The 14,064-nt window shown below is 71.3% G+C and carries 12 protein-coding genes; 4 read left to right on the top strand and 8 right to left on the bottom strand.

Annotation, left to right across the window (positions count from 1 at the left end; all coding sequences use genetic code 11):
* Positions 1-16: 16 nt before the first annotated feature.
* Together ACFYNP_RS16130 and ACFYNP_RS16125 are read left to right on the top strand one after the other, a co-directional pair.
* Positions 17-706 (top strand): response regulator transcription factor, encoded by a 690-nt coding sequence (locus ACFYNP_RS16130; RefSeq protein ID WP_388409401.1) that lies wholly within the window; start codon positions 17-19, stop codon positions 704-706.
* The gene (locus ACFYNP_RS16125) at positions 703-1,869 is read left to right on the top strand and encodes a sensor histidine kinase (protein ID WP_388785945.1); all 1,167 of its coding nucleotides are present in this window, start codon (positions 703-705) and stop codon (positions 1,867-1,869) included. The genes ACFYNP_RS16130 and ACFYNP_RS16125 overlap by 4 nt, the downstream gene beginning before the upstream one ends.
* A 35-nt stretch (positions 1,870-1,904) precedes the next feature.
* Here ACFYNP_RS16125 and ACFYNP_RS16120 read toward each other — a convergent pair whose 3' ends face one another.
* Positions 1,905-2,339, bottom strand: a complete 435-nt coding sequence (locus ACFYNP_RS16120) for a DUF2000 family protein (protein ID WP_388785944.1) — start codon at positions 2,337-2,339, stop codon at positions 1,905-1,907.
* Between the two features lie 49 nt (positions 2,340-2,388).
* On the opposite strand from ACFYNP_RS16120, the gene ACFYNP_RS16115 reads away from it, so the two are divergent.
* Positions 2,389-3,198, top strand: coding sequence for an AraC family transcriptional regulator (locus ACFYNP_RS16115; protein WP_388785943.1), 810 nt, complete (start codon positions 2,389-2,391; stop codon positions 3,196-3,198).
* A 33-nt stretch (positions 3,199-3,231) separates the two neighbouring features.
* Here the strand turns inward: ACFYNP_RS16115 and ACFYNP_RS16110 are convergent, their stop codons facing one another.
* The 6 genes from ACFYNP_RS16110 to ACFYNP_RS16085 all read right to left on the bottom strand — a co-directional run bounded on the left by ACFYNP_RS16110 (position 3,232) and on the right by ACFYNP_RS16085 (position 9,700).
* A complete protein-coding gene (locus tag ACFYNP_RS16110) occupies positions 3,232-3,831 on the bottom strand; it encodes a hypothetical protein (protein WP_388785941.1) in 600 nt (199 codons plus the stop codon).
* Positions 3,828-5,075, bottom strand: coding sequence for an MAB_1171c family putative transporter (locus ACFYNP_RS16105; protein WP_388785939.1), 1,248 nt, complete (start codon positions 5,073-5,075; stop codon positions 3,828-3,830). The genes ACFYNP_RS16110 and ACFYNP_RS16105 overlap by 4 nt, the downstream gene beginning before the upstream one ends.
* Before the next feature lie 57 nt (positions 5,076-5,132).
* Positions 5,133-5,804 (bottom strand): toxin, encoded by a 672-nt coding sequence (locus ACFYNP_RS16100; RefSeq protein ID WP_388785937.1) that lies wholly within the window; start codon positions 5,802-5,804, stop codon positions 5,133-5,135.
* Positions 5,805-5,927: 123 nt separating this feature from the next.
* Positions 5,928-6,410 carry a hypothetical protein gene (locus tag ACFYNP_RS16095; protein WP_388785936.1) on the bottom strand — a complete coding sequence of 161 codons (483 nt, stop codon included), beginning with the start codon at positions 6,408-6,410 and terminating at the stop codon, positions 5,928-5,930.
* A gap of 476 nt (positions 6,411-6,886) precedes the next feature.
* On the bottom strand, positions 6,887-7,453 hold the full coding sequence (locus ACFYNP_RS16090; RefSeq protein WP_388409383.1) for a DUF2165 domain-containing protein: 567 nt from the start codon (positions 7,451-7,453) through the stop codon (positions 6,887-6,889).
* 468 nt (positions 7,454-7,921) lie between these two features.
* Positions 7,922-9,700 (bottom strand): D-alanyl-D-alanine carboxypeptidase family protein, encoded by a 1,779-nt coding sequence (locus ACFYNP_RS16085; protein ID WP_388785934.1) that lies wholly within the window; start codon positions 9,698-9,700, stop codon positions 7,922-7,924.
* 1,224 nt (positions 9,701-10,924) lie between these two features.
* Here ACFYNP_RS16085 and ACFYNP_RS16080 point away from each other — a divergent pair.
* Complete coding sequence (locus ACFYNP_RS16080; protein WP_388785933.1) at positions 10,925-12,658, top strand: Imm49 family immunity protein; 1,734 nt, start codon at positions 10,925-10,927, stop codon at positions 12,656-12,658.
* 116 nt (positions 12,659-12,774) lie between these two features.
* On the opposite strand, the gene ACFYNP_RS16075 is transcribed toward ACFYNP_RS16080, so the two are convergent.
* The gene (locus tag ACFYNP_RS16075) at positions 12,775-13,782 is read right to left on the bottom strand and encodes a LacI family DNA-binding transcriptional regulator (protein WP_388409376.1); all 1,008 of its coding nucleotides are present in this window, start codon (positions 13,780-13,782) and stop codon (positions 12,775-12,777) included.
* Positions 13,783-14,064: the final 282 nt, after the last annotated feature.

The following is a 14,064-nucleotide window of genomic DNA, read 5'->3' as shown; positions in this document are numbered from 1 at the left end:
CCGGTAGACAGGGGGCATGCGCGTACTGGTAGTCGAAGACGAGGCGTTCCTGGCCACGATGATCGCGGAGGGGCTGCGCCGCGATGCCATCGCGGTGGACGTGGCCCTCGACGGCCTCAGCGGCCTGCGCAAACTACGGCTCGGCGACTACGACGTCCTCGTGCTCGACCGCGACCTGCCCGGCCTGCACGGCGACGAGGTGTGCCGCACCGTGGTGGCCGAGGGGCTGCTCACCCGGGTGCTCATGCTCACCGCCTCGGGCGCCGTACGCGACCGGGTGGAGGGCCTCGGACTCGGCGCCGACGACTACCTGACCAAACCGTTCGCGTACGACGAACTCCTGGCCCGCGTCCTCGCGCTCGGCCGCCGCGCCCGGCCCGCGCTGCCCCCGGTCATCGAACGTGCCGGGATCGTCCTCGACACCGCCCGCCGCCAGGCCCGCCGGCACGGCCACCAACTCGCGCTGACCCGAAAGGAGTTCGCCGTACTGGAAACCCTGATGCGGGCCGACGGCGGGGTGGTCAGCGGCGAGGACCTGATCGAGCAGGTGTGGGAGGAGCACGCCGGGTACGACACCAATCCGGTTCGCGTCGCCCTCAGCCGGCTGCGCGCCAAACTCGGTGACCCACCGGTCATCGACACCGTCCCCGGTGCCGGCTACCGCATCGCGCGCACCCCGGACGAGGCCCGGCGGGCCGGACGGTGATCCGCCGGCTCGTACCCGCCACCGAGCGGGCCCGCCTGACCGCCCTGTACGGGGGACTGCTGCTGCTCGCCGGCTGCGTTCTGGTCGGTGTGATCTACGTGTGCGTCCAGTACGGCCTGGACAACCGCATCGGGAGCGCGGTCACCGGGGTCGTGCCCGGCGGGCAGGCCACACCGAGGTCCTCGGCAACCCCGCCCGGCGACCTCGTGCCCGCGGAACAGGCGGGCAGGCATGCCAGGACCGAGGTGGTCCAGGTCGTCGCGGCCACCACCCTCAACCGCCTGCTGACCGTCTCCGGCGTCGCCCTCGCCGTGTTCGCCGTGCTCTCGGTCGTCCTGGCCTGGTGGATGGCGGGCCGGGTACTGCGACCGGTCGGCCTCATCACCGCCACCGCGCGCAAGCTGTCCGGCGAGAACCTCCATCAACGCATCCACCTCAAGGGCCCACCCGGCGAGCTGAAGCAACTGGCCGACACCTTCGATCAGATGCTGGGCAGGATCGAGCAACTCGTGGGCGCGCAGCGGCGGTTCGCCGCGAACGCCGCGCACGAATTGCGCACACCCCTCGCCGTGCAGCGGGCCGCCGCCGAGATCGGGCTCGTCGATCCCGATCCGGAACGGATCAGATGGATCCGTGACGAACTCCTCCAAGTGGCCGACAGCAGTGAGCACTTGATCGAGTCGCTCCTCCTGCTCGCCGCCTCGGACCAGGGCCTGGAACACCGCGAACCGGTGGCGCTCGACGTGAGCGTGACCACCGTCGCCGAGGAGCACCACGACGAGGCGGACGGACGGGGCATCACCCTCACCACCGCCCTGGAGCCGCTCACCGTCGAGGGCGACCCGGTGCTGCTCACCCATCTGATCCGCAACCTCATCGGCAACGCGCTCCGCTACAACCACCGCGACGGCAGCCTTCACCTGAGCCTGGTGGAGGCCGACCGTACGCTCCGGATCACGAACACCGGGCCCGTCGTGCCGCAGGACGCGGTGGCGGACCTCTTCGAGCCGTTCCGCCGGCTCAACGAACGCCGGCACGCCCCGGGCGAGGGCGCCGGGCTCGGCCTCGCGCTCGTCGCGTCCATCGCACGGGCTCACGGCGGCGAGGCCACGGCGGTGGCGAACCCGGGCGGTGGCCTCGCCGTGACCGTGCGCTTCCCCTGACTCCCTGCCCGCGCTCCTCTGACGCGCGTGCCCGGTCAGGGGTGCATGCGCGCCCCCTTGAGGACCTTGTCGACCGCGTTGCGGGGGCCGTAGACGGCGAGCCCGACCAGATCGAGGTCGGCGCCGCGGACGGCCCGCACGGCAGCCCGGTTGTCGGCGTCATGGCCGGTGCTGAACATGTCGCCGATGAACACCGCGCGGGGGAGGTCACGGCTGAGGGCACGCGAGTGGGCCGACTTCAGCACCTCCTTGCCGCCCTCGAAGACGAGGACCGGCTGGCGGAACAGGGGCAGATACCCGGTGTCGTCGGCATCGGCGTACGGCTCGCCGATCGTCTCGGGCAGCTCGGTGCCCAGACCGCTGACCAGGAAGGCCGTCACGTTGAGCCGCTGCCAGGTCTGGAGGTCGTCGCGGAGCAGTACCGCGATCTTGGTGTCGAAACGTACGGGGGTGGCGCTGTCCGATGTCATGGAATGAGACTGCCGGGCCCGCCCCGCCCCGGTCTTGTACGTTCCTTGCATGACCGCCGAACAGGAGATCTCCGCCTGGCGCCCCCGGGTCGCCGGTGTGGTGGAGGTCTTCCACGCCCGGTTCACCGAGCACTCCTACCCCATGCACGTCCACGACAGCTGGACGCTTCTGATCGTCGACGACGGCGCGGTCCGCTACGACCTGGACCGCCATGAGCACGGCACCCCGGGACACGTGGTGAGCCTGCTGCCGCCGGACGTGCCGCACAACGGCTCCCCGGCCACCGCCGACGGCTTCCGCAAGCGCGTGGTCTATCTGGACCGGGCCCAGCTCGACGACAGCCTCATCGCCCCCGCGGTCGACGGCCCCGATCTCGTGGACTCCGTCCTGCGGCACAGGGTCGGCCAGCTCCACACGGTCCTCGCGCATCGCGGGGAGGAGCTGGAGGCCGAAAGCCGGCTTGCGTTCATCGCCGAGCGGCTGCGCGGGCACCTGAGCCCCCGGCTCACGAACGGCCCGGGCGGCCCGAGTGCGCCGGGCCGTTCGATCGCGCGGAACCTGCGCGAGATCCTGGACGCGCGAGTCGTCGACGGCATCACCCTTGAGGAGGCAGCCGGCCTGGTCCACGCCCATCCCACGCATCTGGTGCGCGCCTTCACCGCGGAGTTCGGGATCGCGCCGCATCAGTATCTGACGGCCCGTCGCGTCGACCGGGCCCGCGGGCTGCTCCTGGAGGGGCGCCCGCCCGGCGATGTGGCCCGTGCCACCGGGTTCTACGACCAGTCCCATCTGACCCGCCACTTCAAGCGGGTGGTGGGGACCGCGCCGGGCCGTTACGCCCGGCGCGGGCCGAGCTGACACGCCATCAGTCGAAACCGTCGGTCGGGACCGTCAGACGAAGAGGAACGCGGCCGAGGTGGCCGCGCCCAGGGCGGCGCCCGCCACTGTCTGCATGACCGTGTGATAGCTCAGGGCCACCCGCGACCAGCACACCGCGACGGTCACCGCGTACGCCGGCAGCCACCACGGTGAGTGGACCACGGCGAGCAGCGCGACCACCGCCGAGGCGACCGCGGAGTCCACCGAGATCTTCCATACCGTGTTCACGGCGAGCAGGAAGATCGTCATCACCCACAGGGCGAGCATCGCGGCCAGGATGCCGCTCGGAGCGTGGCCGAGCACCATGATGACCGAACCGGCCCCGATGGAACCGAGGATGACGAAGAAGATCGGCGCCCGCTTGGTGCGGTCGACGACGTGCCGGTCACCCCAGGTGCCGCGCTTGCGCTCCCACTCGATGTACCCGGCAGGGACGAGCCCCGCGCACAGCGCGCCGAGCAGCCCCCACAGGAGTCCGGTCCACTCGCCGGCCGCGGCGAGCCCGATCCCGAGCATTCCGGCGAGCAGGACGTTGCGCGGTTGCAGTACGTCGGTGATGGTGCGGGCCGTGGCCGTCCTGCGGCTTCCGGCACCGGTCAGGGTGTCGTTCACGCGGTCTTCTCCAGGGAGTCCAGGACGCCGCGGGCCCGTTCGCCGCTGACGGTCCGATAGGCGTCGGCCACCCGTACCAGCCAGGCGACTTCGCCGTCCTGGTCGGTGGCGTGCTTGGTCGCGACGGCCGCGGCATCACCCGCGGCTGCGCCGTCGGCCTTGGCGGCGAGCGCCGCCTTGATCCAGTACGCCTCGGCCAGCGGCCCGGCGCTCTCCGCGCCCGGCCCGTCGTCGGCCGCGGCCCGCTGGGCGGCGGGGAGCAGCCCGTCCGGCACGTAGTGGCGCAACTTCTCGACGGCGTCCGCGATGTCCGCCGCCCAGCGGTCGATCCGCAGGTCCGCCGGGGTGTCGAACCGGGTCAGCTCGCGGGAGAGGGAGGCCGGGGGCTCGAAGGGCTGGTCGGGGAAGGCCGTCATCAGCTCGCGCCACAGCGGATGCAGCCGGGCCTGGGCCCGCCACAGCCGCACCCGGCGCCACCCCTTGCTGAACGCGGGGACGGAGGCGCCGAGCGCGAAGAACGCGAACAGGACGACCTGGGCCGCTTCGGTGATCTCGTCGAACCTCAGGGCGAAGGCGGGGCTCGGCCGGTCGGCGACGCTGATCCACAGGAACAGGGTCCGGCTGACGGTGTAACCGACGCCGATGAACATCGCGAACGTCATCATGCCGAGGCCGATGCGCAGATGACGGGCCCCGGCCCCGACGGTGGCGAGCGCCCACTGATAGGCGCAGACGGCGGACGCGGCGCCCAAGTACAGGTAGAACACGCTCATGTAGAGCGTGGCTCCCCACTGTCCGGCGTGGTCGGAGACGAACCGGTCCGAGGCGTACGAGCGGTCGACCGCGGTGAAGAAGAGCACGGTCAGCAGGATCAGCGTGGCGACGGACGCCTTGGCCGCCACCTGCTGGATCAACCGCGCGAACCGTACGTGCCGGGGGACCACCCCGCCCGCCGGGAAGTGCCCGTAGATGGCGACGATGTAGCTGAGGATCGCGAGGATCGCGACCGTCGCCGTGTAGTGCTTGATCAGTACGGCGAGGTCGACGACGGGGCTGTTGTTGAGCCCGATCCGCACGACCTTCGTCTTGGTCCACAGGGCGAGGGCGAAGCCGGCGTAGCAGCCCCACAGGGCGCGTCTGCGTCGGTCCTCCTCATCGCCCCACAGCGCCGCGGGCATGCGCCACAGGGCGACGACGGTCATCAGGCCGGCTATGAGATAGCCGGCAAGGTCAAGCGCGGTCACGGCGGTTCCTCGGGGGACGGGGAGGGGGGAGAGGTACGAAGCGCGGGGAGGCCGCGGCTACGAGCGGCGGAAGAAGCCGCGGCGCCGGTGGGCGACCGGCCGGGACAGGGAGTTGGCGAGCCGCCCCATCATGTCGTCGCTCGTCACGTCGAGGGCCATGCGGGGGATCAGCGAGGCGCCGAATTCGGCGATCCGCTCGTCGTGGGTGTCGTACTGGGCGCGCGCCTGGACGGGAACCCCGGAGCGGAGCGCCTCGGTCACCAGGGGCGGCAGACCGTCCGGCTCCGCCTCGTGGCGAGCGGGGGGCCCGGCCGTCCCGGGGCGTACGGCGGGCTCGGTCGCCGCGGGGCGTACGGCAGTCTCGTCGGACGTGAGCACGCGGTTGATCAGGGAGGTGTTGAACACGGGCAGGAGCCGGCGCAGTTGGTCCGCGTTCAGCGTCGTGCCGTGGTCGAACCACTCGTGGCACAGCTCGTGCAGGATGACGTGCTGGGTCTGATAGGCGGTGGGGCGACGCCGGTACAGCACGAAGCTGGTGGCGCCCGACTTGAGCCGCAGGCCGCAGGCGGCGTTCACCCGGGCGAGCCGGTCGGGCAGCTCGTGCAGCACGATGGTCCGGCCCCGGGCCTCCTCCATGTTCGCCACGAGACCCGGAATGCTGAACGGGGCAGGGATCGGCAGATCCGCCAGTCCGGCTTCGCATTCTTTCCGCAGCTCGCGCAGGGACATGGAGACCTCTTGATCGTAGTCACGCGTATGTGACAGGCGATCTGCGATCTTAGCCAATCGTCATGAACACGCGGAGTCCGCTACCGGGACCCGCCCGCCGGGGGTGGCTTCGGGGCTGCCGCCTCATGCGTCCTTGCTCGCCCTGCCGTCCTTCCCGTCCTTCTTGCTGTCTCTGCTTTCTCTGCTGTCCTTGTTCTCCTTGTTGTCCTCAAGGAGGGAGAGGACGTACTGGAGCAACTCCGGGTCGAGTCCGCCGTCGTCGAGCCCGCGGCCGGCCAGACCGCTGATCTCCCCCGTCCGCCGCTTGGCGAGGAACTGGAGTCCGGCCACCACGTCGTCGACCACGTCGGACTCGTCCTTGAAGAAGCGCCAGTCCACGCCGAATCCGAGCCCGAGCGCCTTGAGGATCTCCTCCGAGGGGTTGGTGACCTTGCCGGCGAGGATGTTGGAGAAGTAGCTGTGCGAGAGCGAGCCGCCCCGCTCCTTGACGAGATCGGCGAAGACGCGGCCGGAGACCTTCTCTCCCGGAAAGGTCTTCTCGACCATGTACTCGACCTTCTGCCGCAGCGTCGTCAGGTCGGGCGTGTGCTCTTCGACGTTGTCCATCAGGTCCCCACGTCCACGTCCGCCGCTCGTGCGCTGTCCGACGATGCGTGATGTTCGATTCGGTCAACGGATCCGTACTTTAACCGACCTTGGTGGAGGCGCCCGGCGGACGGGGAGCCTGTCGGCCACGGTCGGCGGCAATAAACCGGAGCATCTTCTTCCGTTATTACGCCTTGGACTTGCGGAAACAATCTACGTCACTGTTAACTCGAAAAAACACGGACAAGGGGCCACGAGGGGAGTTCCTTGCTCGGGTGGCCGCTGTGCCCTGCGCGCATTCCGCGCCCACGGCGAGCGGCTGTTGCACGCAGGTGTAGCCCTTCGCGACGGGGGAGGCGCGAAGGGCTACACATGCATTATGCACCTTCTCTGCGGTGGGCGGTGACCGCTTTCCGTCGAGGGCGCCGACGCGCGACGTGGCCGGGCGGTGTCGGCGGACGACTGGAGCCGGCGGCGCCGCCCCGTCGGCGGCCCGCTCAGTCCGACGGTGCGTCGGTGCCCGGCAGATGGACCACCACCAGGACGATGCCGGCCATCATGAAGTTGCGGGCGGCCGCGTCGAGTCCGTTCCAGGACTTGGACTGCCACATCGCGAACCACTCGCCGCCGACCGCGATGAATCCGGCGCCGAACAGCACCAGCACCATCAAGAGGCCCGCGGTGCTCAGCCGCCGCGCCCGTCCCACCCCCGAACGCCGCCGCAGCCCGCCCAGCCAGGAGACGGCGCCGGCTATCAGCACCGAAGCCGCCACGGTCTCCCAGATGATGATCAGGACGTACGCGATGTCCTGCAACGTGCCGGAAGTGATGGCCCGCCACATGAGATCCGGGTCCTTGAAGGTGGTGTCCATCGCGAGGACGTGCCGGACGAACTGCCGGTTGGTGTCGAAGTCGGTGATGTTGCCGAAGGCGACGAGCGCCATGTACAGCGCGACGGTCGCGGTGAGCAGCCCCGCCGCCAGAGGCAGGGCCGGAAGCCGTGTCCCGCTCGCGGGGCGTGTGCCCCCTGCCGTTCGTGCCCCGAACCTGAACCTGGGGGTCATCGTGGACTCCTTGCCGGACGTGCCGAGCCGTTCGCTTCGCCGAACGCACGGGCGCCGCGCGCCCGGCATTCGCCCTGGCCCACCATTCTGCATTCCCTTGGGCCACCCAAACCCCATGCACAACAAGGACGTTGACGGCCGGCGAGCCCTGGAGTTGACTCGGGAACGAGACAGCGCACCAGGGAAGGGAGCTTCACCGTGATTCCCGAGCAGCCTGTTCCTCCGACGGCCCCACCGGGCCACGTGTACGCGACCGCCCACCCGGCGACCGTCCCGACACCGCGCGCGGCCAACTGCTCGTGCGGGCCGGGCTGCCAATGCGGCTGCCAGAGCGGCGGCCCCTGCCAGTGCGGAGGCGCCGTCCCGTGCTGAGCCCTGCCAGCAGTGCGGCCCCCGCCCAAATCGGCGGGGGCCGCACTGCTACGGGAAGCCTGTCGGAGGCCGCAACTCCCGGTCGGGCGGCCGAGGTCAGCCGAGCCGGGTCAGCTTCGCGCCGAACGACGGCTCCACCAGATCGCTCTTGAGCGCGACGGGCACCTTCACCTCGCCGGTGCCGGTGCCCACGGTCAGGGTGCCGACCTGGGTGCCTGCCTTCGCCGTGTGGGGCAGCGTCCTGCCGCCGTCGGTCAGGCTGATCCCGACAGAGGCGCCGGACCAGACGGGCACGCTCAGGTCCTTGGTCGCCACGACCGGGACCGTGCCGCCGAGGCCGTCGTCCACCTGGCCGACCACGTCGCCCTTCTTCACCACCGTCTCGCTCCTGAGCGCCTTGTCAGCGGCCAGTATCAGCTTCTTGCTCGCCGCCGTCGCGGTGTCGATGATGGGCGCCCTGTGCTGACCGAACACGGCGCCGATGACCAGCTGCTTGCTGTCGCCGACGGTGGTCTCGGCAGCGAAGAGAAGGTTGCCGCCCGCCTTGGTCGTCGAACCCGTCTTGATACCGACGACTCCGTTCAGCGGGACGAGCTTGTTGAAGTTGTTCTGTGTTCTGGCCGTCTCGATCGTGCCCCCGCCCGACGTCGTCGTCGACGTGTACGACGGCAGCTTGGCGATGGCCCGGAAGACGGGGTCGGCCATCGCCCGCTTGGCCAGCTTCACCTGGTCCTCGGCGGTGCTGACCGTGGACTCCATGAGACCGCTCGCGTCGGTGTACGTCGTGTTGGTCATCCCGAGTTCCTTGGCGGTGTCGTTCATCTTTTTGATGAACGCCTCCTCCGTGGACGCGTCCCAACGGGCCAGCAGACGGGCCACGTTGTTCGCCGAGGGAAGCATGACCGCTTGCAGCGCCTCCAGTTCGGACACCTGCTGGCCCGCCTTGACCTCGACGACGGACTCCTTCTCCCTGACGCCGTTGGTGTAGTCGTCCTGCGCCTTCTGGTCGACCGGGATCGAGGGCCCCTTGTCGCCGACGGCCTTGAGCGGGTGGTCGCGCAGGATGAGGTACGTGGTCATCACCTTGGCCACGCTGCCGATGGGGAGCGGCTTCATCTCCCCGTAAGTGCCCATCCGGCCCAGGCCGTTGATGTCCACCACGGCCTGGCCCTCGCTCGGCCAGGGCAGCGAGACCGGTCCGCCGGCGGCGGTGTGGGTCGACTCGGCGGTGAGCTTCAGTGTGGGCGTGGGAAGCGGGCGCAGCGCCTGGACCACGACCAGCACGACGGCGAGCAGCGCGACGAGGGTGCCCCAGATCTTGATCCTGCGCCCGACCGTGCGGGCCACCGTCTCGGGCTTCGGCGGGGTGTTGGTCAGCTGAGCCAGCAGGTCGAGCGGGGGCGGTGGCCCGCCCGCGTCACCGCCTCCGGCCGCGGTCGTCGGTGCGGGTGCGGGTGCGGGTGCGGGTGCCGGTGCGGAGGCCGGTGCCGGGGCTGCGGGAGTGGCCGGCGGCCGCGTCAGTGCCATGGTGCGGTCGTCGTAGGCCCGCGGCGGCGCACCGAACTCCCGGGTGACATCGGCCCCCGAGGGGCCCTGGCCGGGCTCGTCGCCGACCTTCGGAGTGGACGGGGCGGGCGCCGCGCGGTGGGGCGGGGCGGAGGGCGGCAGATCGGGCTTGAGCGCGATGAACTCACTGGTCCGCTCGGAGTCCGACTCCTTGCGAGCCGCCCACGAGGGGGCGGACTTCTTTGCCGACTCGGGTAGGGGCTTGGGCCCGGCCTCGGACTCGGCCTCGGACCCAGGCGCGGACGCCGACTCGGGGCCGGAGCCGGACTCGGGCTCTGCGTTGCGTGTGCGCCCTGCGCGCCGGTCCACCTCAGAGGCGGCGGCGGAGGCAGAGGGCGTGGGGGGAGTGGGGGGAGTCGGGGCAGGCAAGGCGAGCGAGGCCCTGGGATCGCTCTTGGCCGACGCCGCGCGGGCTTCCTCCTCGGGCGTCCGTGGCCCCTGGTGCACGCTGCCCACTGCTTCGGGCGCCGACGCCGTGGCCCCGGAGGTGGACGCCACGAGCTCGGGCGCCGCCTCCGGCGCGAGGGCTTCCGGCTCGGGCGCATCGGCCTTGGACGTATCCGGCTTGGACGTACCTGGCTTTGACGTACCCGGCTTGGGCGCATCTGGCACGGGTGCGCCCTGCCGGGGTGCGGACGGCTCTGGCGCCGCCTCCGCTGCTCGCTCGGAATTCCCCTGCCCGGGCTCGCGGTCCCGCGCCGGGTCTTCGGAGGCAGGGGCGTTGGCGCCGGCGGCGGGGCCTGCCGGGGTGTCGGCGGCGTTGCCCGGGCGGCCGGGTTCGCTCTCGGAGGCGTCGTGCGGGCGGACTTCGTCCGCTGTCGTGGCGGACGAGTCCTCGGCGGGACGCGCCGCGTCCTTCCGCGGTTGACCGCCCGAGCGCGCAGGCGCCGGGGCCGCGAAGACCAGGGTCTCGTCGGCTCGGTCGGCCGTGTCCGCCGCATCGGGGTCCGCCGGGTCCGCCGGGTCGGTTCGGTCGGTTCGGTCAGGGTGCTCACCCGATGCGGACCGGTCCCAAGTCGGCTCGGTGGAGCCCGAGTTGGGGCCTTCAGGGGCCGTCGGGGCCGAGTCCGCGCGCGCCGCGCCCTCCGTCCGTTCGGCCGCCGCTTCGTCGGCCGCCTCTGCCGCTGCCGAGGCTTGGCCGCTTACGGCCTCCGTGCCGGAAAGCCCGCCCGCTTTCGCGCTGTTCTTCTCGTTCATACGTGGTGCAGCCCGCCTTGCTGATCTCGCCCTGTGCTCTGCGCTGTCGGCCGCCTAGACGTCAGGAAGGCAGGGAGCCGTTCCAGCCGGAAGTACTCATTTCCGAGCCGACGGGGAACTGCCATGGTCCCGGAAGCCGATCAAGCACGACCACGATCGCATGCCCGTGTGACCAAATGATGACAAAGACGCCGGGGGATCTGTCATGGGGCTGGGTGGACCGCCGAGCCGGGCGCGTTGTCAGACCCCCTTCCTATGCTGGCAGGGCAAGATCGAACGGGGACTCGTCGGGAGGCAGAGGTGCGGATCGAGCGGCATCGAATCGGTGAGCCGGCTTTGGCCGCCGCGGAGACCGACTTCGCGGACCGCGTCGCCGCGGAGGTGCACCGGATGCGGGAGGACCCCCTTCCGGCCACGGGCTGGCGGCTGGTCACCGATGACTTTCTGGACTACTTGGGCGCGCGGTCCGTACGGCTGCCCGAGCTGGACGGGAAGGACGCCGAGACGGCGCTCGGCTCGGCGGCGGCCGCCGCGGTGGGCGCCTTGGAGCTGGCCTGGTCTCCGGGGCGGGAGACCGAGGTGTTCATCGACTACGCCGGGGCCGGAGTCTCGTACGGCGGTGATGTCGAGCGCGGTGCGGGCGCCGGCGATCAGGAGGGGCGGGTCCGCGCCTCCGAGTGGCTGGTCGCCTTCCAACTGGCCTTCCTGGCCGCGGTCTCCGACCGCTGGGCCGACGTGTTCATCGAGGCCGCCCCGCCCTGGCGCGGCAACGAGGGCCGTGCCGACGTGGCGCTCGTCCATGCCCTGATGGCGTACGTCTTCGACCACGAGGAAGGGGCCGTCGACGTGTTGACGGAGGGGCCGGTTCACGACGTCGAGAAGTGCGCCCTGATCGACATGGTGACCGCCACGCTCGGCGAAGGCGACGACTGGCCCGGCCATCGCGCGGCCCTCAGCACCCTGCGTGCCCTGGCCGCGGGGGACGAGGACGGCTTCGCCCAGCGCCTGACAACGCAATTGGAGCAGTACCGGAGCCGTGCCGCGGGAGACAACGCCAGACCCCGCAGCCTGCTCCCGCTCGACGCCTTGGCGCTCATGGCGATGGCCCATCGGGGGTACGGCTGGGACATCCCGGTCGAGTCCGGCTACCTTCCACGGGCCCTGGTGACCGGCTTCGAGAGAGCGGCGCCCCGGGTGCGCGCCTACGGCCGGGCCAAGCGCGCCGACGCCGTGACCGCGCTCGCCGCCGGCTCCCTGGCGGTCGAGCGTCCGCGCCTCCCCGCCGCGTCCCAGGCCTTCGACCCGACGCCGTACGACGACTGCGCCGCGCAGGAGCTGGCGCGCTTCCACGACCCGGACGCGGACCCGAAGTCGCTCGCGCGGGACCTGACATCGCTCATGGCGGATCAGCGCCGGCGTTTCCTGGTACGCGCCGCGCTCGATCCTGACGGCTGCGACCCGTGCCTGTACGAGGCCGCGCTGCTCGGCTCCGAGGCGGGAGCGGCCGCGCTTCGGGTGGCACGGGCCAAGCCCGGCACCGAGGTGGAGGTCACGATCGGGGGAACGACGAGGACGCTGCCGGCGTGGCGCGGCTCCTACCGGCCCAATCCGCACCAGTGGCAGCAGGCCGTGGCGCTGACTCTGATCGTCGGTGCCCGCGAGCCGCTGGCCGACTGCGTGCTCATCGAGCCGGAGTTCCTCACCGAAGGTGATCACCCGTCGCCCGGCGGGGCCTACTGCGCGGCTCTGCACGACTATCTGCGCGGCGTCGATCCCGAGCCCGCGATGGACCACGCCCTGGCCACCGCCGACCGGATGGCCGGCGCCGGCTTCCTCGCCCCGCCGCTCAGCCTGCTGTCCCAGCTGGTCCAGTGCGACCAGGAAGGCTTCGCCCTCGCGCTGGCCGACGCCCTGGAAGAGCACCGCGAGCACTACACGGTGGGCGCCCGCGGCAGGGACATCGAAGCCGCCGTCAACCTGGATGTGCTGGGCCTGGCCTGTCACGCCCGTCGCATCGGCTGGCCCGTCCCCGTCCGGTCGCCCTACCTCCCCAAGGCGCTGCTCCACTGAGCCGACCGGCTTCACCGCCGACCCCGTCCGGCTCCACCAACTGGCTGCCTTCACCGGCCGCGACCGCCCGACAACTCCGCTGGCTCCACCAGCCCAGCCCAGCCAAGCCCGCTCCGCTAACGCGCCCGGCCGCCGCCCGCCCCCGAGCCGCGCACGATGAGCCGGGTCAGCAGGACGACCGAGCGCGGAGCCGACCGGTCGCCGTCGATGCGTGAGAACAGGAGGTTCGCGGCCGTGGCGCCGAGCGCCACCGGGTCCTGGCTGACGACGCTGAGCGGGGGACTGAGCCGGTCGGCCAGCGGGAAGTCGTCGAACCCGACGAGCGCGACGGGATCGGGCTGCCCGAGCCCGTCCATCACCCCGATGGTGATCAGGTCGTTGGTGGTGAACAGAGCCGTGGGGGGAGCGGCCAGTGCCCGCAGTTCGGCGAGGGCGGCGGCCGCGTGGGACTGGGAACGCAGTTCGTGGCGGACGAGAGCGGGGTCCTCGGGTATGCCGTGGGAGGCGAGGGCGTCCAGATAGCCGGCGTGGCGTTCTCGCTGGGTCCAGATGTCGAACCGGTCGCCGAGATAGGCGATCCGGGTGTGCCCGTGGCTCAGCAGATGGCCGACGGCCCGTTCGGCCCCCGCGCGGTTGTCGACGGTGACGGTGTCCACGGCCAGGCCCTTCGCGGGCCGGTCGACGCAGACCACACAGGTGCCGGCCTCCATCGGCTGCTTCAGGAAGCCGTGGCCGCCGTTGGTCGGGACGAGGATGAGGCCGTCCACCTGGCGTGCGGTGAACGCGGCTATGACCTCGCGTTCGCGCCGGGGCTCGTCGTTGGTGCTGCCGACGAGGACCAGGAAGCCGCGCCGGTGGGCCTCGTCCTCGACCGAGCGTGCCATCAGCGCGTAGAACGGATTGGCGAGGTCGTCGACGACCAGACCGATGGTCGACGTGCGGAGGTCCTTCTGCCGCAGGCTGCGGGCGTTGTCGTTGCGTTGGTAGCCCAACTGCCGTACGGCCTGCTCCACCCGGGCGGCGGTGTCCGGCGAAACACCGGGTTCGCCCGACACCGCCCGCGAGACGGTCATCGGGCTGACTCCCGCCGCGCGGGCCACGTCCTTCATCGTCGGGCGCTTCACGAGCCTCCTCATCGACCGGTCCGCGCCCGGGTCCGGCACGGCGACGCGTCGATGATGGCAGACGGACCCCCATGTCAGGCTGCCCGCGCGGTGCTTGCGCCAAGGCCTCCCCGCCCGCCTACGGATTGGTAACGTTCCCATGGGTACGGCGCACAGGTGCCGCGCTCCCTGACAGATCGTCAAAATGATCGCGGTGAGCGGAGGTTGGACCTCTCGGTTACGGGCTGTAGGGGCCTTGCGGTGAACACGAGGCCGCAATTCGCCCCTCACCCTTGACGGGTA

Origin of the sequence: Streptomyces sp. NPDC006691 (genome assembly GCF_042869955.1) — a bacterium.
Classification (GTDB): domain Bacteria; phylum Actinomycetota; class Actinomycetes; order Streptomycetales; family Streptomycetaceae; genus Streptomyces.
Note: the sequence above shows the minus strand (reverse complement) of the source record. Positions and strands in the feature narration are given on the sequence as shown.